The 20,414-nt window shown below is 66.6% G+C and carries 18 protein-coding genes; 7 read left to right on the top strand and 11 right to left on the bottom strand.

Annotated features, from left to right (window positions below):
* The first annotated feature begins 113 nt into the window (after positions 1–113).
* The gene (locus tag E1261_RS29220; protein WP_132412134.1) at positions 114–812 is read left to right on the top strand and encodes a GAF and ANTAR domain-containing protein; all 699 of its coding nucleotides are present in this window, start codon (positions 114–116) and stop codon (positions 810–812) included.
* On the opposite strand, the gene E1261_RS29215 is transcribed toward E1261_RS29220, so the two are convergent.
* Positions 809–1,498 (bottom strand): GAF and ANTAR domain-containing protein, encoded by a 690-nt coding sequence (locus E1261_RS29215; RefSeq protein WP_132412132.1) that lies wholly within the window; start codon positions 1,496–1,498, stop codon positions 809–811. The genes E1261_RS29220 and E1261_RS29215 overlap by 4 nt on opposite strands.
* Positions 1,499–1,716: 218 nt before the next feature.
* Positions 1,717–2,094: a VOC family protein gene (locus tag E1261_RS29210; RefSeq protein ID WP_132412130.1), complete on the bottom strand. Its 378-nt coding sequence runs from the start codon at positions 2,092–2,094 to the stop codon at positions 1,717–1,719.
* Between the two features lie 108 nt (positions 2,095–2,202).
* On the opposite strand from E1261_RS29210, the gene E1261_RS29205 reads away from it, so the two are divergent.
* Complete coding sequence (locus E1261_RS29205) at positions 2,203–2,724, top strand: type 1 glutamine amidotransferase domain-containing protein (protein ID WP_165952695.1); 522 nt, start codon at positions 2,203–2,205, stop codon at positions 2,722–2,724.
* Here E1261_RS29205 and E1261_RS29200 read toward each other — a convergent pair.
* From E1261_RS29200 to E1261_RS29185, 4 genes are read right to left on the bottom strand one after another with little or no spacing between them, the layout of a single operon-like run.
* On the bottom strand, positions 2,708–3,511 hold the full coding sequence (locus tag E1261_RS29200; RefSeq protein WP_132412126.1) for an LLM class flavin-dependent oxidoreductase: 804 nt from the start codon (positions 3,509–3,511) through the stop codon (positions 2,708–2,710). The two genes, E1261_RS29205 and E1261_RS29200, sit on opposite strands and share 17 nt — an antisense overlap.
* A 38-nt stretch (positions 3,512–3,549) precedes the next feature.
* Positions 3,550–4,392, bottom strand: coding sequence for a carbohydrate ABC transporter permease (locus E1261_RS29195; protein ID WP_132412124.1), 843 nt, complete (start codon positions 4,390–4,392; stop codon positions 3,550–3,552).
* A gap of 1 nt (position 4,393) precedes the next feature.
* Positions 4,394–5,284, bottom strand: coding sequence for a carbohydrate ABC transporter permease (locus E1261_RS29190; RefSeq protein WP_238176497.1), 891 nt, complete (start codon positions 5,282–5,284; stop codon positions 4,394–4,396).
* A 5-nt stretch (positions 5,285–5,289) separates the two neighbouring features.
* Positions 5,290–6,567, bottom strand: coding sequence for an ABC transporter substrate-binding protein (locus E1261_RS29185; RefSeq protein ID WP_132412122.1), 1,278 nt, complete (start codon positions 6,565–6,567; stop codon positions 5,290–5,292).
* 141 nt (positions 6,568–6,708) lie between these two features.
* On the opposite strand from E1261_RS29185, the gene E1261_RS29180 reads away from it, so the two are divergent.
* Together E1261_RS29180 and E1261_RS29175 are read left to right on the top strand one after the other, a co-directional pair.
* A complete protein-coding gene (locus E1261_RS29180; protein ID WP_202875121.1) occupies positions 6,709–8,391 on the top strand; it encodes a hypothetical protein in 1,683 nt (560 codons plus the stop codon).
* Between the two features lie 73 nt (positions 8,392–8,464).
* Complete coding sequence (locus tag E1261_RS29175; RefSeq protein ID WP_238176496.1) at positions 8,465–9,466, top strand: LacI family DNA-binding transcriptional regulator; 1,002 nt, start codon at positions 8,465–8,467, stop codon at positions 9,464–9,466.
* Here the strand turns inward: E1261_RS29175 and E1261_RS29170 are convergent.
* From E1261_RS29170 to E1261_RS29150, 5 genes are read right to left on the bottom strand one after another with little or no spacing between them, the layout of a single operon-like run.
* Positions 9,463–11,208 carry a glycoside hydrolase family 35 protein gene (locus E1261_RS29170; RefSeq protein WP_132412120.1) on the bottom strand — a complete coding sequence of 582 codons (1,746 nt, stop codon included), beginning with the start codon at positions 11,206–11,208 and terminating at the stop codon, positions 9,463–9,465. The genes E1261_RS29175 and E1261_RS29170 overlap by 4 nt on opposite strands.
* A gap of 24 nt (positions 11,209–11,232) precedes the next feature.
* On the bottom strand, positions 11,233–12,582 hold the full coding sequence (locus E1261_RS29165; protein WP_132412119.1) for an ABC transporter substrate-binding protein: 1,350 nt from the start codon (positions 12,580–12,582) through the stop codon (positions 11,233–11,235).
* A 17-nt stretch (positions 12,583–12,599) separates the two neighbouring features.
* Entirely contained in the window at positions 12,600–13,994 is a 1,395-nt protein-coding gene (locus tag E1261_RS29160) for a ricin-type beta-trefoil lectin domain protein (RefSeq protein WP_132412118.1), read from the bottom strand.
* 10 nt (positions 13,995–14,004) lie between these two features.
* On the bottom strand, positions 14,005–14,811 hold the full coding sequence (locus E1261_RS29155) for a carbohydrate ABC transporter permease (RefSeq protein ID WP_132412136.1): 807 nt from the start codon (positions 14,809–14,811) through the stop codon (positions 14,005–14,007).
* 35 nt (positions 14,812–14,846) lie between these two features.
* Positions 14,847–15,719 (bottom strand): carbohydrate ABC transporter permease, encoded by an 873-nt coding sequence (locus tag E1261_RS29150; RefSeq protein ID WP_165952694.1) that lies wholly within the window; start codon positions 15,717–15,719, stop codon positions 14,847–14,849.
* A gap of 110 nt (positions 15,720–15,829) precedes the next feature.
* Between E1261_RS29150 and E1261_RS29145 the strand changes: the two genes are divergently transcribed.
* From E1261_RS29145 to E1261_RS46925, 3 genes are all read left to right on the top strand, one after another.
* Positions 15,830–16,840 carry a LacI family DNA-binding transcriptional regulator gene (locus E1261_RS29145; RefSeq protein WP_202875120.1) on the top strand — a complete coding sequence of 337 codons (1,011 nt, stop codon included), beginning with the start codon at positions 15,830–15,832 and terminating at the stop codon, positions 16,838–16,840.
* A complete protein-coding gene (locus tag E1261_RS29140) occupies positions 16,840–18,651 on the top strand; it encodes a heparinase II/III domain-containing protein (protein ID WP_132412116.1) in 1,812 nt (603 codons plus the stop codon). The genes E1261_RS29145 and E1261_RS29140 overlap by 1 nt, the downstream gene beginning before the upstream one ends.
* Positions 18,651–20,414, top strand: a 1,764-nt coding sequence (locus E1261_RS46925) for a DUF2264 domain-containing protein (RefSeq protein WP_132412115.1), incomplete at its 3' end; no start/stop codon positions are given. The genes E1261_RS29140 and E1261_RS46925, both read left to right, overlap by 1 nt.

Raw genomic sequence — 20,414 nt, 5'->3', positions numbered from 1 at the left:
CGCCCTCACCGACACCATCGCCCACGCCTTCGCCGACTCCGACCGCCACCCCGCAGCCGTAGCCGTACTGCTGTAGCTGCTTCGGCCGCCCGGTCTTCGGGTACTGGGCGGCCATGGATGCGACTGGACTTCTGCAGGCGGCTGAGCGATTGTCGGATTCGCTGACGCCTGGTGATCTGGACCATACGTTGAGCCGGATCACGGCGGCTGCGGTTGAGGTGCTGCCGGAGGTCGAGTACGCGAGTATCACGGTGAAGCACAGTGACGGCCGGCTGGAGACGATCGCGCCGACCAGCGATGTGCTGTGGGGTGTGGACGCGGCGCAGTACGAGTTGCGCGAGGGGCCGTGCTACGACGCTGCGACGGACGGGGTGCACATTCTGTCGCCTGACCTGGCTGCGGATCCACGGTTTCCGCGGTACGCCGCTAGTGCGGTGGCGGCGGGGATTCTGGCTCAGGCCGGGTTGCGGTTGTTCGATGCGCCGAAGTCGCAGGGGGCGTTGAATCTGTACTCGACGACTGTCGGCTCGTTCAAGGACCTGGGAGCTGTGGGTGCGCTGTTCGCTCATCAGTCCGCGATCGCGATCGAGTACGCCCGGGAGATCCACAATCTGCAGGACGCGCTGCGCACCCGCCGTACCATCGGCCAGGCGATCGGCATCCTGATGGAGCGGTACACGCTGACCGACCAGCGGGCGTTCGCGTTCCTCGCGCGGCTGTCCCAGCAGCGCAACACGAAACTCCACCGGATCTCCGCGGAACTCGTCGAGGATGCCGAACTCCGCGGTGAACAGGGCGTCGGGGCCGGCTAGGTCTGGTCGCGGCCGGGGAGCTTGCGGGTGTCGATGAGTTCCTGGGCGACGTCGCGCAGCTTGCGGTTGTAGTCCTGGGAGTAGCGTCTCAGCACTTCGAACGCGCGGTCGCCGTCGAGGTCGTAGCGCTCCATCAGGATGCCCATCGCCTGCCCGACCAGTTTCCGGGCGTCGACGGCGCGCAGCATCGTCTCTTGGTGGCGTGCCGAGGCGATCGCGATCGAGGCATGCCGGGCCAGGATGTGTGCGACCGCCAGATCGTCGGGGGAGAACGTCTCGCCATAAAGATTGAGCACTGCCTGCGAGCGGCCGGAGACCATGAGCGGTAGGTGAACGGCGCTGTGGATCCCCAACGCCGTGAGCCGGCTGATCAGCTCCGGTGACCATCTGGTCTCCGCGCTGACGTCAGGGAGCTGAACGACCGCGTTCTCGACGATGGCGGTCAGCAACGGCCCGGCGCCGGCGTCGATCTGCTCCTGGTAGAGCTCGGCCAGCACCGGATCGGTCGAGGCCACCACCTCGGGGCGACGTCCCTGGGCGATCAGCACCACCGACGCGAACTTGCACGACAGGGCTTGCAGCGCGAACTGGACGACGGCCTCGACGGTCTCCTCGATCCCGTCGACGGTCTGCAGTTCGGAGGCCAGCCGGGCGAATGCCTCGGCCGACGAGTAGTCCACGGACATGACGGATCTCCACTCGCCTTGCGGCGGCGGTCACCCACCTTCCGGAGCAACCCGGCACCATCCTGCCCGATGGTCCCCGCTCACGAAAACCCGGCTACCTGTTACAGCGGGTGCTTTCTGGGGAACCCGTCAAGAAGGCGGCCAGCAGCCGCGCGCGGAAGATGGTTCGCCCAGGTCGTGTGCGTTGCGAAAACAGCGCACGCGACCGCCCCACCAAACTAGAAGCCCGGCAGGAAGAGACACAGCACGTGTCCGTGCGGGTCCCGAATGACGCGTACGCCGTCTGGCTGCGGCTGGTGCTCTTCCACGGTCGCACCGAGGCTGACCGCGCGGGCCGTCTCCTGCTCGAGGTCATCGACCTGTACGTCGAGATGCGCCTGCATCTGCTGGCTCCCCGGCTGCTGAGGCCAGACCGGTGCCACGTGATCGGTCTCCAACTGAAAGCTGAGGCTCGGGCGGTCGTCATCGGGATGGCACACCCGAGCCCAGTACGGGTCGCTCCGGGTGACTTCCCACCCCAGCAGCTCGCTGTAGAAGACGGCCAGCGCCGGGGGATCCGGCGTACCGAGGACAGTAGCGACCAGTCGCGCGGGCATCAGACCTCCTGGAGGGTTGTCGTCATGCCTAGGCAGTACCCATCGGCGAAGCGGTTTTCTGCCGGGTACCGGTGCGACGGCCGCAGCTGAATGAGGAGGAGGAAACTGATGAGCAAGATTGCATTTCTGGTGGCCGCTGAGGGAATCGAGCGGGTTGAGCTGACCGAGCCTTGGAAGGCTGTGGAGAAGGCTGGGCATGAGCCGGTGCTGGTTAGCCCGGAAGCGGGGGAGGTGCAGACGTTCGATCATCTGACCGCGGCTGACAAGGTGCCGGTTGACGAGGTGGTTGCTGATGTTGCGGTGGATGACTTCGCCGCTGTTGTGTTGCCGGGTGGTGTTGCCAACCCCGATGCACTTCGTCGGGACCAGAAGGCAGTTGCCTTCGTCAAGGACTTTGTTGCCTCCGGCAAACCGCTGGCTGCGATCTGTCACGCACCCTGGACGTTGATCGAGGCCGACGTCGTCCGCGACCGCACCCTGACGTCGTGGCCGAGTCTGCAGACCGACCTTCGCAACGCGGGTGCCAGCTGGATCGACCAGGAGGTCGTGATCGACGGCAACCTGATCACCAGCCGGAACCCCGACGACCTTCCGGCCTTCTCAGAGGCTCTGCTCAAAGCCCTTGCTTGAGGCCGGCCGCGCGGTCGTAGTCGTGATGCCAGTCGCCGGTCGGGAACAGGATGATCCGCTCGACGCCGGCCTGCTCATAGGCTGCGAGTTGCTCAGCGGCACGAGCTAGGTCGTCGTCCAGTGGCGGTGCGACCACGGTCGCGCGTAGTGCTGGGCGACCGAGGTCGGCGGCCAGTTGGTTGATCGTGTCGAGGTTGGCGCGGACCTCGTCGGGTGACTGCGCGATGGTCGCCCAGCCATCGCCGTACTGGGCAGCCCGCCGGTGTGCACGGATTCCACCGCCCGCAACAAAGATCGGCGGTACGGCGGAGCCCGGGGCCAGTGTCGCCTCGGTGCCGTCGGCAAGCGTCGCCGGGCGTCCGGCGATCAGGTCGGGCAGTACGGCGAGGGCCTCGTCGGTCAGCCGGCCGCGTTCGGTGTACTCGACTCCAGCGGCTCGCCAACCGACATCGCCGTGGGCCGGGTTGCCGGTTCCGATACCGAGCACCAGGCGATTGCCGGACAGCAGTTGGAGAGTGTTCACCTGCTTGGCGGCCCACGCAGCCGTACGCAGGGCCAGCAGCATCACGTTGTAGCCAACGGTGATCCGCTCGGTGACCGCCGCCGCGGTGGCCAGCACCGCCGTACTGTCGAGCATCGGACCACTGGCGATCAGATGGTCGGTGGACCAGACGGAATCCAGTCCGACCTGCTCGGCGTACCGGGCGCTGGCGCGGACGTCGGCGAGGATCGGCCGGCTCGGGTCGGGCGTGGATGTCGGCAGGATGACACCGATCTCAACAGTCATACCTTCGCCAACCCGAACCGAGCCCCCGCAATTCCCACCTAGTCCTTCAGACCGGCCCCGATGTCCGCGCTCATCACGTACTTCTGGAAGACCAGATAAAGGGCGACCAGCGGGATCATCGAGAGCACCGAGGCGCCCAGGAGGACCGACCAGTTCACGTTCTCCGCGCCGACGATGGTCGCGACACCGATCTGCAGTGTGTACTTGCTCGGATCGTTCAGCACGACCAAGGGCCAGATGTAGTCGTTCCACCGCCACTGGAACGAGAAGATCGCCAAGGTCAGCATGATCGGCCGGGACAGTGGCAGCATGATCCGCCACAACGTCTGCAACTCACCGGCCCCATCGATCCGGGCCGCCTCGAGCAGGTCGTTCGGCACGGTGAGGAAGAACTGCCGGAACATGAACGTGCCGGTCGCCGTGATCACCGACGGTACGACGACCGCCGCGAGGCTGTTGTACATGCCGAGGTCACGCACCACCAGGAACAGCGGCGCCAGGATGACCTCGCCGGGCAGCATCGTGGTCGCCAGGATGCAGACGGCGAACGCCTTGATCCACCAGTTCGTGTACTTGGCCAGCGCGTACCCACAGGCGGCGCTCGCCACGATCGTGAGCACGGTGGCCGAGACGGCGACGATCAGCGTGTTGACGAAGTACTGCGCGACGTCGAAGCTCGTCCAGGCCTGGGTGAAACCCTTGATCGTCGGATTCTTCGGGAAGATCGTCAGCGGATACGAGAACAGCTCGCCGGCCGGCTTGAACGAACTGAGCAGGAACCAGAGGACAGGAACGCCGTACACGGCGACCATGAGCCACATCAGCGCGGTCGCCCAGATCTTCTTGGGGAGATCGCCCGTGGAGGAGGCAGTGGCGGCCATGTCAGGAGTCCTTCCGCCGGTTCAGGGCGAGCTGTACGAGCGCGATCACCATCAGGATCAGCATCAGTACGAACGACGCCGCGCTCGCGTAGCCGATCTGGGCCCGCTGGAAGCCCTTGGTGTAGATGTACTGGACCAGCAGGTTGTTCGCCGTCCCCGGGCCACCACCGTTGATGGCCTGGATCAGGGCGTACTCCTTCATCGAGCCGAGCACACTCAGCAGCACCACGATGAAGGTCGTCGGAGCGATCGCAGGCAGGGTGATGTGCCGGAACTTGGCCCATCCACCGGCGCCGTCGAGTGACGCCGCCTCGTAGTACGCCGTCGGAACGTTCTTCAGCGCGGCAACGAACAGCAGCATGTTGAACGCCGTACCGCCCCAGGCCGCGGCCACGATGACGACCAGCATCGACAGGTTCGCGTTCGACTGCCACGGCACCTCACTGCCGCCGAGCGAGGTGATGATGTAGTTGACGAGCCCGAAGTTCTCGCCGAACATCCAGCGCCAGATGACGCCCGCGATGATCGGCGAGATCAGCCACGGCAGGAAGAAGATGATCCGCGCGACGGACTTGCCCTTGGTGTAGTTCGTGACCAGCAGGACCGCGGTGCTCAGGGACAGCACCAGCGTCAGCGGTACGACGCCGGCCGTGAACACCAGGGTCCGGACCAGCGCCGCGTAGAACGCGTCGTCCTGCAGCAACCGCTGGTAGTTGTCCATCCCGACGTACGGCGCGGTGCCGATGCCGGTGTAACTCGTGAACGAGTAGAGCAGACCGGTCACCGCCGGCCAGACGAAGAACGTGACGAGCAGCAGCAGGTTGATCGAGATGAGCGCCAGCGGTGCCGCGGTGTAGCGGTTCAGGCGGCGTTCGGGCCAGAGTCGTCGCACCCGCGTCAGCCCAGCGTGGAGTTGAGGCCGTCGACGATGTTGGTAACCGTCTTCTGTACGTCCTGCTCACCGTTGACGAACTTCGCCAGCTCACCCTTCGTCGGGTCCTCACCGGCCTCCTTGCCGGCGAGCAACAGCTTCGTTCCGGCGGCCTGGCCGGACGACGAGATCGGGTCGGCGAGCTCGATCTCCTTGGTGTAGAGCGTGTAGGCGTCCAGTGCGGCCTTGGACTTGAACGGGTACTTCAGCGTGAGCCCGGACTCGACCGGCAGGTAGCCGTTGGACTGCGCCAGCTTGGTGTAGTTGTCACGCCGGAACAGGAAGTCGACCCACTTCTTCGCCGCCGCGGCGGTATCTTTGTTGTTGAAGGCAACGACCTTGCCGCCGAGGTTGATGTCGGTCGCGTGCACCGGGCCCGGGGTCGGTGCGCTGGCCCACTCGAAGTTGGTGATGCCTTCGGCGAAGTCCGGCACCTGCCAGACGCCGGAGAAGTACGCGACCACCTGGCCGCTCTTGAACAGCGCGTTCGGGTCGCCGCCCGAGGTCCAGACCGACTTCGGCATCACCTTGTCGTCGTTCATCGCCTTGAACTTGGTCAGCGCGGCGACAGTCGCGGCGTCCGGCGTCTGGTACTTGTTGTCGGCGCCGAGCTGGAAGCCCTTGCCGCCGTTGTTGTAGATGAAGGCCCGGATCCGGGCCGCCGAGTTGTCGTAGACCAGGTCGTACTTCGCACCGGTTGCCGTCCGCACCTTGGTCGCGGCGGCGAGGAACTCGTCCCACGTCCAGGTCTTGCTGGGATCAGCCGGTACGGCGACTCCGGCCTTGGTGAACAGGCTCTTGTTGATGAACAGACCGGCAGCGGTGAGGTCGGACGGGATCGCGAGCACCTTGCCGTCCTGCTCGGTGACCAGGTCCTTGCGGATCTGGTTCGTCGCGTTGTTCGCGGTCGCGCTCAGGTCCTGGAGCTGGTTGATCCACAGGGAGTCGAGCGAGGGGACACTGGCGACGTCGGGCAGCGAGTTGGCCTGGGCGGACTGCCGCAGCTTGTCCTGGTAGCCGTCGTACGGCTGGTTCACCACCTCGACGGTGATGCCTTCCTTGGCCTGGAACTCCTTGGCCAGGTCGGTGTATCCCTGGATCTGGGCGGCCGTCGACAGCCAGAAGGTGATCTTCTTCGCGTCACCCGAGGCCGCGTCGTCGGAGCCGGAGCCGCACGCGGTCAGGACCGCCGCGGTCGCCAAACCTGCTGCCAACCACCGCCACCGCCGAAGGGAACCGCTCATCGTTTTCTCCTTGTGTTCAACGCAGCCTGGGTAGGCGACGCTCGGACGCTAGGAGGCAAGCGCTTACCGCGTCAAGGGCAAATGATGTATCGATATACATTTAAGTCCTGACATAAGTACCCTGAGCGTGAGGACAGTGCGGTGGACCAAGATTTCGTCCGGTTGCTGACGGCAGCGAGCGAGGCGCAGCTCACGCGAGAACTCCCGGTTGGGAGCGATCCCAGACGGGTTGGGCGAGAGCTCCGGCGGCTCGTCGCCGGGTATCTGGGAGAGTCGAAGTACCGCCACGATCCGGCGATTCTGGAGAGGTCGCGGCAACTAACTGCCGAGCTCGCGGCGTCGCAGCATCCGGACGGCACCTACGACATCGGCAACCTGCACTCGCCGCCGGACACGGCCTTCCTGGTCCAGGATCTCTGTGTGGTCTGGGAATTGCTCGACCAGGACGATCAGGGGCCGACGGCATCGATCCGGACCGTGATCCACGAAATCCTGCAGAAGGCCGGCCCGGCGCTCGCGACTGGGGGCGTGCACACCCCGAACCACCGGTGGGAGGTTTCGGCGGCGCTGGCCCGCGTCCACCACATCATCCCGGACCAGCGGTACGTCGATCGGATCGACGAGTGGCTGACCGAGGGAATCGACGCGGGCCCGGATGGGATCTACAGCGAACGCAGCGCGATCTACGCGGCGGCTGTGACGAATCCCTCGCTGCTGACGATCGCCTGGCTGCTGGCCCGGCCTGAGCTGATCGAGTTCGTCCGGCGCAACCTGGAGGCGACGCTCTACCTGCTGGAGCCGAACGGCGAGGTGGATGTGGTCGCGTCCCGTCGGCAGGATCAGTTCGGTGTCTTTGACGGCTGGCCCTATCTCCTCCAGTTTCGCGAGCTTGCGCTCCTGGATGGTGACAGCCGGTTCGCGGCCGTTGCTCAGAGCATCGAACGTCGTGGCACCGGTGAGCTGGGGGACTTCCTGGCCGAGGTGCTCGAACGGCCCGAGCTGGCCGCTCCTCTCCCTCAGCCGACAGAGCCTCAGCCCGCCGAGCCGCCGACGGACTTCGTCCAGGAGTTCCCGTCGCAGGCATCCGTGCGGATCCGGCGAGGGAGCCGAACGGCGACGATCTTCGGCGGGACCGATTTCCACGACGTGCCGGTGATCGCCTCCGGACTCTCCGTCAACCCGACCTTCTTCAAGCTGCGCCACGGCGACGCGATCCTCGACTCCGTCCGGCTCGCACCGCAGTTCTTCGGCACCGGGCACTTCCACAGCGAGTACCTGCGGCGGTGGTCGCAGTCCGTGGTCGAGCTCGGCTCCGAGGTCGCCGTGCCGTACTACCAGCCGTTGTCCCCGGAACGCCGTGCACCGGACGGCCGATACCCGCTGACACCTGACGGCCGGTTCTATGCGGCGATGGACTTCGGCCAGCGGTCCAGGGACTACCACAAGCTGCGTACGGCGATCACGGTGGCGGAGGTCGAGAAGGGGTTCGACCTGACCTTCGAGCTGACCGGATCCGAGGCGCCGTACGCGATCGAGCTCTGCTTCCGGCCGGGTGGGGTGCTGTCGGGGGTCGAGGCGATTGATGAGTCCGGCAACTTCCAGCTGGAGTCCGGGACCGGGGTGTACACGGTCGGCGAGGACCGGATCGAGTTCGGTCCGGGGTCAGGGGCAGCACGCGTCGGGATGGATCCGGGAGAGCGCTACCGGATGCTCAACGGCTCGCTGGTACCCGACGGACTGCGCGTCTACCTCACTGGCCGCGCTCCCGCCTCGCAGAGCCTCGAGATTAGATACAGTCAGAGACTCGAGTTCCGTACGTTGTAATGGTCCTTGACCGGGAGGTTGTTACCGCGAACACTGGCCCTGGCGCACGTAAGCAGCAACCAGGGGGTTCGGATTGACCAGCGGTAAGCAAGCGAGTCTGACCGACGTTGCGGATCTCGCGGGCGTGTCGCACATGACGGTCTCCCGGGTGGTCAACAAGACCGGCCCGGTGAGCGCCGCGACCCGGGCCCGGGTGCTGGCGGCGGTCGAGAAGCTGAGCTACCGGCCCAACTCGGCGGCGCGCGCCCTGGTCACCGGCAAGACCGGCATCCTGGGCGTGGTCACGCTGGATTCGACCCTCTACGGCCCGGCCAGCACGCTGTACGGCATCGAGCACGCAGCGCGCGAGGCCGGGTATTCGGTCACGATCACGAGCGTCGGTACGCCGAACACCGTGGCCATCGCGGAGGCGATCGAGACCCTGCGCCGGCAGGCGGTCGAGGGGATCGTGGTGATCGCGCCGCATGCGGCCGCCAGCAAGTCACTCGAGGTCGTACCGCATGACATCCCGCTGGTCGCCGTAGGTGGCGGCCAGCAGGCGCCGGTCCCGATGATCGCCGTCGACCAGTCCGACGGCGCTCGGCGCGCCACGGAGCACCTGCTCGCCCTCGGTCACAAGACCGTCTGGCATGTGGCTGGGCCGGTCGACTGGCTTGAGGCTCAGGATCGTGAAGCGGCCTGGCGGCAGACCCTGAAGCGGCACCGCGTCAGGGCGCCGCGCATCATCCGCGGTGACTGGAGCTCGCGCTCGGGGTACGCCGCCGGCCAGGTGCTGGCTCGTGAGAAGGACCTGACTGCGGTGTTCGTCGCCAACGACCAGATGGCCCTCGGCCTGCTGCGGGCGTTCACCGAAGCGGGGATCGGGGTCCCGAAGGACGTGCATGTGGTCGGCTTCGACGACGTACCGGAGGCCGCGTACTTCAGCCCACCGCTGACCACGGTCCGCCAGGACTTCATCGAGGTCGGCCGGCGGACGTTCCGCCAGTTGGCCGAGCAGATCGCAGGCCGCGAGCCGGCTGCTCGCGACCTGGTCGCTGCGGAGTTGATCGTGCGGGAGAGCACCGGACCCCGTTAGAGCTCGGTCGGGCCCAGTTCCGCGGTCGGTGTGAACCGGGCCGTGGTGTCAGCAAGCGTGTCCAGCTCCAGTACGACGAGTTCGTTGGTGCCTGCTCGTAGCGCGGGGCCGGGGATGTAGAGCGTGTGCTGGGGACCGCGGCGCCAGTAGCGGCCGAGGCAGAAACCGTTGATCCACGCGAACCCCTTGCCCCAGGCATCGGTCCGGAGGAACAGGTCGGTGGGTTCTTCGATGGTGAAAGCGGCCCGGTAGGCAGTCGGGCCGACACCTGCTGTGGACTGCAGCGTTGTCCTCCACAGCTCCGGTACGGCGTCGAGGTCGATCGCCAGCGTCTGCCAGGCGGACGGCGTACTCGTGCCGACCTGGAGCGGCCCGATGAGCCCCTTGGCTTCGCCGATGCGCGAGCCGTAGTTGACGCGGCCCTGGTCCTCGACGATCAGGTCGAGGCGGCCGCGTCCGCGGGGGAGCGTGATCGCGCGGTCGTGGTCCTCGCGGCTGAGTACGCCGATCGGATCGCCGTCGAGGAAGACGTGGGCCCGGTCGCGGACCTCGTCGAGCTGGAGAACCACGGGACCGTCGAGGTCGAGCTGCGTGCGGTACAGGGCGAACTGGGCGTCGAGGTCGTCCAGACTCGGCAAGTCCTCGTGCGCGCGCCAGGCACCCCAGCTGTCCGGCCGATCCAGCAGCCGGATCGGTTCGCCCAGCGTCGCGCTGAACTCGGGCACCGGCGGCTGCACGTCGAACTCAGGCAGCGGCGGGACCGGCGCGTGCCGGGCGATGACCTCCCGGAACGCGTGGAACTTCGCGGTCAGCCGACCGGCCTCGTCAACCGGGGCGTCGTAGTCGTACGACGTGACAGTCGGCCGGTAGACACCCTTGTCGTTGGCGCCGTTCGTCAAACCGAAGTTCGTCCCGCCGTGGACCATGTAGATGTTCACCGAGGCACCCGTCGACAGGAGTGCATCCAGCTCGGCGGCCGCCTCGGCGGCGGAGGTGGTGTGGTGCGGCCCGCCCCAGTGGTCGAACCAGCCGTCCCAGAACTCCATACACATCAGCGGACCGGTCGGTTGATGAGCCCGCAGTGTCGCCAGGCGCTCGACACTGCGTGATCCGAACGAACCGGTCCGCAGTACGCCGTCGATCCCGCCCGCGGTCAGCATCGCGTCCTCGGGCTGGTCGACGGTGACCAGCGGCACCGTGATGCCCTGGGCGCGGAACAGTTCGACCAGCCACTTCAGGTACGTCGAATCGTTGCCAAAGGCACCGTATTCGTTCTCCACCTGCAGCAGCAGGACCGGTCCGCCTTGATCAACCTGCAGAGGGCGCACGATCCGCAGTACCTCGCTGAAGTACTCGCCGACCGCGGCGAGGTACTGCGGTTCGTACCGGCGAACCCCCACTCCTGGCTGCCGGAAAAGCCAGGAAGGGAGGCCGCCGTTGTCCCACTCGGCACAGATGTACGGGCCGGGCCGGACGATTGCGTGCAGACCTGCTTCGGCGACCCGGCGCAGGAACAGCTCGAGATCGAGCATTCCGGTGGTGTCGAAGACACCGCGCCGGGGTGAGTGCGCGTTCCAGGGGACGTAGGTCTCGATCGTGTTGAGACCCATCAACCGCGCCTTCTCGATCCGGTCGGCCCACTGGTCCGGATGGATCCGGAAGTAGTGCAGCGCACCGGACAGGATCTGGAACGGCTTCCCGTCGAGCAGGAACTCGGACTCACCGATTGCGAAGTCTGGCATATCTCCCTCTTCTAGATAGTGCAGTTAGCCGTTGACCTGGAAGCCCTGCTGGTTGCCGTAGGCCACCAACGCGTCCTGCCAAGCCTTCAACCCGCCGTCGAGACCAGACTTGGCCTGGTACGACTTACCCACCGTGTCACCGAAGATGCTGTTTGCGTAGAGCTGGTACGGCAGGTAGCTCCAGCCCGGCGCAACCGTGCTCGCGGCGCCGGTGAGCACCTCGTTGATCGCCTGGCCACCGAAGTACGCGCTCTTCTTACCGACGAACTCCGGCGCCTTCAGATCGGCCGTGGTGGCGGGGAAGCCGCCGCTGGCCAGGAAGGTCTTCACGCCGTCACCGTTGTTGAGCCAGCGGACGAAGCCGGCAGCCAGCGCGGGGTTCGCGCTCTGCTTGAGCACGGCCTGCGTGCTGCCGCCATTTTCCGCCGTCACTGGCTGACCGTCGTACGTCGGCATCGGGGCGACCCGCCACTTGCCGGCACCGGCCTTGACCGAGGCTTCCATCACACCGGGCATCCAGGCGCCGGTGGGCAGCGTGGCGATCGTGCCGTCACCGAGTGCCTTGAACCATGCGTCGGACCAGCCGGGGATGGTGGACACGAGCCCGCCTTCGACCAGCTGGTTCCACTCGGAGGTCCACTTCTTGGAGCCTTCGTCGGCCAGGTTGATCGTGACGTTCTTGCCGTCGGTGCTGAACGGCTTGCCACCGGCCTGCCAGATCATGCTGGTCGTGAACCCGGCGTCACCGCTGTCGTTGGTGATGAACTTCTTCGGGTCGGCCGCGTGCAGCTTCTTCGCCGCGGCGATGTACTCGTCCCAGGTCTTCGGCACGGTCAGGCCGTACTTGTCGAAGACCTCCTTGTTGTAGAACAGGGCCATCGGGCCGGAGTCCTGCGGCAGCCCGAAGAGTCCTTCACCGGCGTGGACCGCGGCCCAGGTCGACGGTGTGTACGCCGACTCGAACTGGTCGAAACCGTACTGCCGCAGATCGACCAGCGAACCGGGCAGCGCGAACTGCGGCAGCGCCTGGTACTCGATCTGCGCGACGTCGGGCGCACCCGAACCGGCCTTGATCGTGTTCTGCAGCTTGGTGTAGTGGTCGTTGCCGGTTCCGGCGTTGACGTAGTTCACCTTGACGTTCGGGTAGGCCTTCTCGAACGCCGTGACCTGTGCCTGGGCGGACGGTGTCCAGCTCCAGTAGGTGATGGTGCCGCCGGCCTTGAGCGCCTCGTCCACCGCAGCGGGGGAGCCCTGCTGCTTGGTGTCACCGCCACTGCCGGAGTCGTTGCCCGAACCGCAGGCAGCCAGGACGAGCGACAGCGCCGCGATCGTCGTACCGGCAACTAGCAGCCGGCGTCGTTGGAATGACTTCATCTTGTTCCCTTTCACTGTTACGCCCGCACCCATTGCTGGTTCGGCTGCCCGTTGCAGGACTGGAGCTCGACCGGAGTGCCGTTCGCTGTTCCGGCGGCCTGCAGGCAGAGCGCCGGGTTGTTGATGCTGGAGATCGACTTGTCGTCGTTGAGATTCCAGGTCTGGCCGATCGCATTGGTGCAGTCGCTGATCACGACCGCGCTACCAGTCGCGCCTGGCGTCAGACACTTGTCGGAGTAGATCGTGAGCTGCTTGCTCGCGGTCAGGTTCCAGCTCTGGTTGCCGCCGCCGTTGCAGTCCCACAGGTCGAGCGCCGTACCGTTGGTGGTCGAGAAGCCCGGTACGTCGAGGCACCGGTTGCTCTCGACTCCGCGCAGCGGCTCGCCGGGCGGGGCCGGCGGCAACGTGTTGACCGGCTCCTTCTTCAGCAGACCCCAACCCCACTGCAGCTGGGCCAGACCGCTGGTGCTGTTGACCTTCAGGTCCCGCTCGCTGACCTGAGTGGTCATCGAGTACGAGTCGCCGTTACGCAGACCGGGCCAGTACACGATGCCCATCTTCTGGGCGCGGGCGGTCTCGGTCAGGGCACCCAGGTACGCCGTGGAGGTGTTGCCCTCGTGATTGCCGTAGTTCAGGCCGATCGTCATCGGTGAACCGGCCTCGTCGATGATCGTGCGCCACCCGTACTCGCCGATCCGCGGCTTCAGGTTCGCAAGCCAGGCGGCTTCGGTGGTGTCGGACGCCCAGAAGCCGTAGAAGTGCAGCGAGAGCAGCGTGCCCTTCAGCTCGGGCGCGGCGCCGACACCGGTGACGCTGTCGTTGTAGCCGGTACCGGAGATGACCAGGCGGCCGCGGGGGACGTTCGAGTGCCGGTCGGCCCAGGACGAGGCGAGCGACACCCAGTCGGGAAGTGAGTAGCCGAACGGTTCGTTCATCGGCTCGAAGTAGACCTTCGGGTTCTTCCGGTAGGCCTTGAAGACCGTGTCCCACATGGCGGTGAAGGCGGCGGTGTCGTCGACCCGGCCGTCCTTGGCGTTGTCGGCCTCCCAGTAGCTCAGGATGACCTTGTAGCCCTGGTCGGTCGCGGCATCGATCGCCGCACGGTAGGACGACCACCAGTTCGTCCCGACGCTGGACGGATTGATCGGCAGTCGCACGGTGTTGGCGCGCAGCTCCTGACGGAACTCGCTCAGGATGCCGGTCGACTTGCGATACGTGGTCCAGTAGTTGTCCGCCGTACTGAGCCCGGAGGGGACGACCTCGTCGTCGGCGTAGTTGTCGCGCGGGTCGGCCCAGTTCACACCGCGGAAGTCGGCGGTGTTCGGCTGGGGCGGCGATGCTGCCGCGGGAACCGTGAGGGTGGCGGCGACGGTGGCGAGGGCCACGGCCGCGCGCCAGAGTGCGGATTTCATCGGAACTCCTTTACTTGACGCTGCCGGCGGAGAGGCCGGACTGCCAGAAACGCTGGAGCAGCAGGAACGCCACGACGAGTGGCACGATGGTCAGCAGCGAACCGGTGATGACCAGGTTGTAGATCGGGTTGGCGCCGACGCCTGTCGCCTGGCTGTTCCACTGCGTCAGGCCGACCGTGAGCGGGTAGAGACTCGGTTTGCTGAGCATGATCAGCGGCAGGAAGTAGTTGTTCCAGGTCGCCACCACCGCGAACAGCAGAACCGTCACCACGCCGGGCGCGAGCAGCCGCAGCGCCACCGTCGTGAAGATCCGGACCTCGCCGGCGCCGTCGATACGAGCCGCTTCCAGCAGCTCGAACGGGATCGCCTCGGAGGCGTAGACCCACATCAGATAAAGGCCGAACGGGCTGATCAGGGACGGGATGATGATCGCCCAGACGGTGTTGGTGAGACCGAGCTTGGAGAACAGCAGGAACGTCGGTACGGCGAGCGCCGTACCAGGGATCGCGATCGCGCCGAGCAGTACGGCGAAGACCGCGCGTCGCCCGGCGAACTTGTACTTCGCCAGTCCGTAGCCGGCCGCGGTTGCGAGCAGGGTGGCGCCGCCGGCCCCGACCACGACGTACAGGAGGGTGTTTCCCAGCCAGCGCAGGAAGATCCCGTCGTTGTAGGTCAGCGTCTCCTTGATGTTCGAGAACAGCGCGAAGCTGTCGCCGAACCACAGGCCGGGGGTGGAGAGCAGATCGTCCTGGGTCTTGGTCGCGCTGATCACCAGCCAGACGAGCGGCACCAGGGTGTAGACGAGATAGAGCACCATCAGCCCGGTCAGCAGACGGGATGGTTTGGACTTGGTCACAGGGCCTCCCGGGATCCGCGGAGCTGGACCACGTACGCGATGATCGCCGTCAGGACGCCCATCACGATCGCGACCGTGGCGGAGTAGTTGAACTGCTGGCCGGCGAACGAGAGGTTGTAGGCGTACATGTTGGGCGTGTAGTACGTCGTGATCACGTTCGGCGCGAGGGTGCGCAGGATGTTCGGCTCGTTGAACAGCTGGAAGCTGCCGATGATCGAGAAGATCGTGGCGATCACGATCGCACCGCGGAGTGCGGGGAGCTTGATCGCCCGCACGGTCCGGATCGCGCCCGCGCCGTCGATCGCTGCGGCCTCGTACAACTCACCGGGGACCGTGCGCAGCGCCGAGTAGAAGATCAGCATGTTGTAGCCGACGAACTCCCAGGTGACGATGTTGGCGATCGACGGCAGCATCCAGGTACCGCTCAGCGGCTGGACCACCGTCGTACCGAACAGGTCGTTGAGATCCGCGGCCAGGCCGAAGGTGTCGCCGTACAGGAAGCCCCACATCAGGACCGCGACCACACCCGGTACGGCGTACGGCAGGAAGAGGACGATCCGGAAGAAGCTCGCGCCGCGCAGCCGGGCGCTGTCGATCGCGAGCGCCGCGAGCAGCGCCAGGATGAGCATCACCGGGACCTGAACGACGAGGAACACGAGCACCCGGCCGGCCGACTCCCAGAACTTCGGGTCCCGCAGCACCTCGGCGTAGTTGTCCAGGCCGACGAACACCGTGCCGCCGAAGAACGCCTGGTCGCGGTACAGGCTCAGATACACCGCGTACCCGATCGGGGCGAGGAACGTGAGCGCGAAGACGGCCAGGAACGGGCCGACGAAGACCCAGCCTTTCGCCTCCTGGCGGCGTGCCATCCGCAGCCTCCTTGCTGAATTGTTGACGTTAACACCGACGGCCCGGACGCTAGCTTGTTAACGTCAACATGTCTAGGGTGTGTCATCTGAAAGACGGACGGAGGTGTGGGATGCGCAGGCGAGGACCCTCGATAGCCGACGTGGCGCGGCTGGCCGGAGTCTCGGGACAGACCGTGTCCCGGGTCGCCAACGATCGGCCGAACGTCGACACCACCACCCGTGACCGGGTGCTGGCCGCGATGCGTGAGGTCGGCTACCGGCCGAACAGCGCGGCCCGCGCGCTGCGCAACGGCCAGTTCCGGAACATCGGGGTGATCGTCTTCGAGCTGTCCAGCTTCGGCAACACCCGCACGTTCAACGCGGTCGGCCAGGCCGCGACCGCCGCCGGCTACGCGATCAACCTGATCCCGCTGCTGGACGCGGACCAGGGCAAGGTGACCGGCGCGTTCACCCGGCTGCAGGAGCAGGCGGTCGACGGCATCATCATCCTGATCGAGGCCCACCAGCTCGACGAGGCCGAGATCCACCTGCCCGAGGGCCTGCCGGTCGTGGTCGTCGACTCCAGCGCGCACTACGACTATCCGATCGTCGACACCGACCAGGCCCAGGGTGCCCGGATCGCGACCGAGCATCTGCTGGACCTGGGGCACTCCACGGTGTGGCATCTCGGCGGCCCGCCGACCTCCTTCGCGGCGACACGTCGTCGCCGGTCGTGGGAGGAGACCCTGGCTGCGCGTGGATGCCCGGTCCCGCCGCTGCTGGTCGGCGATTGGTCGGCAGCGTCCGGGTACGCCGTCGGCCGGCAACTGGCTGCGGATCCGGCGGTCACGGCGGTCTTCGCCGCGAACGACGAGATGGCGCTCGGTCTGCTGCGCGCACTGCACGAAGAGGGCCGCTCGGTTCCCGGTGATGTGAGCGTGGTCGGGTTCGACGATCAGGAGTCCGCGGCGCAGTTCTGGCCGCCGCTCACCACCGTCCGCCAGTTCTTCCCGGAGGTCGGGCGGCGGGCCGTCGAGGCGTTGATCGCTGAGCTCGGTGCCGAGGAACATCACCATCGGCCGGTCAGCGTGCCGACCGAACTCGTGATCCGGTCCAGCACTGCTCCGCCGCGGGTCGGCTGATGTCGCTTGCATCTCGCTGGGCTGCGCTGAGCCCGGCGATCCGCCAGGCTGCTGTGGATTCGGCGCGCGACCGAGTCGGCGTACCGGATTTGCTTGACCGTTCGTTGTGGGAGTCGCGCCCTGCGTTGGCTGTCTTGGCGCAGGCTGCGGAGGATCGTGGTCAGCCGTGGCCGCGGCTGTTGCTGTCGGACTACGCGCGGTACTGGCGGGACGGCGTACGGACGGCGTACGAGAATCCGGCGGGGGAGTTGCGGCGGCGGACCAGCACGGCTGTGCTTGCGGCGGTCTTGACGGCGGACGAGCGGTACGTCGATGAGGCGGCCGACGGGTTGTTGTTGCTGTGTGAGCAGACGACGTGGTGCTGGGCGGCGCATGAGTCGTTCGCGACCGCTCGGGGTGAAGTTGTGGCGGATTCGCCGTACCTCGATCTGGGGGCTGCCGAGACGGTCGAGATCCTGGCGTGGGCGGACCTCGTGCTCGGGCCTGCTCTGGATGATCGCGTGCCCGGGCTGCGGCGGCGGTTGCGGGAGGAGGCTGATCGGCGGGTACTGCGGCCGTTCCTCGAGGACCGTCGGTGGCACTGGCTCGGGCTGGACGGACACCTGCACAACTGGAACCCGTGGATCCACGGGCATGTGCTGGTTGCCGCATTGTTTCTGGAGACAGACGTCGTACGGCGAATGCAGGTGGTGGACCTGGTTGTCGATGGCCTCGATCGCTACCTCGGCGCGCTCCCGGCCGACGGTGGTTGTGACGAGGGCTTCGCGTACTGGTGGAACGGGCCGGCGCGGCTCGCGAGCGCGCTGGAGGTGCTCGACCGGATCACGCTGGGCGCGCTTGATCCTTGGACTGTGGAGCCGATGCCCGAGCTCGCGCGGTATCCGCAGCGGATGGCGCTGGGGGATGGCTGGTACGTGAACGTCGGCGACGGCTCGGCCCGGCCGAGCCCCGACCAGCCGTGGGACGTCCTGCATCGTTGGGGGCGTCGGACCGGTGATCGCGAAGTGATGGCCCAGGCGGCGGCGCATCGCGATCAGTCGACCGCCGCCGTTGTCGGTCTCGGGCGTGCGTTGGTCGCGCTGGTTGATGACGACTGGTTGCAGGCAGCTGTTGTGCCGTTGCCGTTGCCTCGATCGAGTTGGCTTCCTGACGTGCAGTTGTTGGTGGCGCGGCAGTCCGGTGGCTCGGCTGAGGGCTGGGCGTTGGCCGTCAAGGGTGGGCATAACGACGAGAACCACAATCACAATGACGTGGGCTCGTTCATTGCCGCGCTCGATGCGGTGCCGGTGCTGATGGATCTGGGGCAGCCGACGTACACGGCGATCTCGTTCTCGGACCGGCGGTACGAGCAGTGGGTGGTCCGGAGCGAATGGCACAACGTGCCGGTGGTCGATGGCCGGGAGCAGGAGGCTGGTTCGCAGTGGCGGGCGGCCGACTTCGCCGTACGGGGCTCAAGCGAGGCATCGCTTGATCTGTCGACGGCTTATCCCGGTGGGAAGCTTCGCCGGACGGTCACGCTGGATCGTCGCGCTGCGGCCATTCGTGTCGTCGACACGGGGACCTCGTTCGAGGAGCACTTTGTGATTGCGGGGCATCCGGTTGCGCATGAGCCCGGGCGCCTTGTGGTTGAGACGCTCGGTGGCAGTGTCGCTGAGCTGCACTGGGATTCCGCTCTTGGCACCGGGCAGCTGGAGAAGCGCGTCGTTGATGACGCGATGCTCTTGCGGGTCTGGGGTCCTGCCGTTCACCGCCTGATCATTGCTGGCAGCAACAATCGCTTCGAACTCACTATGACCCGAGGACATCGTTGATGAGTGACGCTCCCTTTACCGGTCTGACCCGCGACTCCTGGGCTGCGGTCGCCGATCAGTTGCTGCTCTCGCTGCGTGGCTGGGCCTCGCCCGATCACGCGCGGATCGACCTGCCTGGACAGTCGAGCGCGTATGGGCCTGTGAGCGACTCCTTGGAAGCCTTCGCCCGGTCCTTCCTGTTGGCGGCGATTCGGCTGAAAGGGGAGGAGGGTAAGGATCCGCATGATCTTGCCGGGTGGTACGCCTCGGGTTTGCGGTCGGGGACGGATCCCGCGTCACCGCATGCCTGGCCGCGCCCCGACCAGCTCGGCCAGGCCAAGGTCGAGGCCTGCTCCATCGCGCTCGGCCTGCATCTGAGCCGGCCGTGGTTGTGGGACCTGCTCGACGACCGGGATCGCGCGCAGATCGTTGCCTGGCTGGCGACCGTGGTCGGCGAGCAGTATCCGCCGATCAACTGGGTCTGGTTCCAGATCGTCGTGGAGACGTTCCTCAAGTCCGTCGGCGGGCCGTGGTCCAGCGACGACATCGAGAGCGGTCTGGCGGTGCACGAGTCGTTGTATCGGGGCAACGGCTGGTACGCCGATGGTCCGGAGCGCGCGTTCGATCACTACAACGGCTGGGCGCTGCACGTCTATCCGTTGCTCTGGGCATCAATGGATCCCGGGCTGAGCTCCGTTGAACTGCAGACCGCGTGGCGGGACCGGTTGTCAGCCTTCCTCGACTCGACCGTGCACCTGATTGGTGCGAACGGTTCGCCCCTGGTCCAGGGGCGGAGCCTGACATACCGCTTCGCCGCCGCGGCACCGCTGTGGATGGGCGCGATCACCGGGGCCACCTCGGTCACACCCGGTGTCCTGCGCCGGGCGAGCTCCGGCATCCTCAAACACTTCCTCGATCACGACGTCCCCGATCAGCGCGGTCTGCTCACCCTTGGCTGGTACGGCGAATGGCCGGCGATCGCCCAGTCGTACTCCGGCCCGGGATCGCCGTACTGGGCAGTGAAAGGCATGCTCGGCCTGATGCTCCCGGCGAACCATCCGGTCTGGACTGCGGCCGAGGAACCCTTACCAGTCGAGCGATCTGACTTCACCCGCGAGATCGCCGAGGCCGGCTGGCTGGTCAGTGGAACCCGGTCAGACGGCATCGTCCGCGTCGTCAACCACGGCACCGACCATTCAGTGCCCGGCGACGAACGCGCCGACTCGCCGTTGTACGCCCGCCTCGGCTACTCGACGCACACCATGCCGCCCCTGAGTACGCCGTACTGGGCGCAGCCGCTCGAGAACAGCATCAGCATCGTCCACCCCGACCTTGGCCTCAGCCACCGCAACGGCTTCACCATCCTCGGCCCGGGCAGCTCGATCGCTTCGATGCACTGGGTCCGCACGACCGACGACACCGGCCCCGAACACGGCTCGGGCCGCGGCGGAACCGTCGTACCCGGCCCGATCGTCGCCATGACCTCGGTCCTCCGCGGCAGCCACGAAGTACGTGCCGCCCGGATCGACCCGAATGCCGAGCTGGGCCCCGAGTGGCAGATCGAATTCTCCGGCTGGCCCCTGACCGCCGACGTCATCACCGTCGTCTCTCAAGGTGAAGCCCGAGCCAACAACCTCAGCTCCACCATCACCTCTCACACCGGCTTCGACTCCACCGACATCCGCCAAACCGCCGCCTCCGAAGCCCTAGGCGCCCACACCGCAACCCCCTACCTGCGAGCGCCCGCCACCCCTGGAACCCTCTACCTAGCAACAGTTTCCCTC

Source organism: Kribbella albertanoniae, assembly GCF_004348455.1.
GTDB lineage: Bacteria > Actinomycetota > Actinomycetes > Propionibacteriales > Kribbellaceae > Kribbella > Kribbella albertanoniae.
This window is presented reverse-complemented; position numbering and strand designations above follow the sequence as displayed.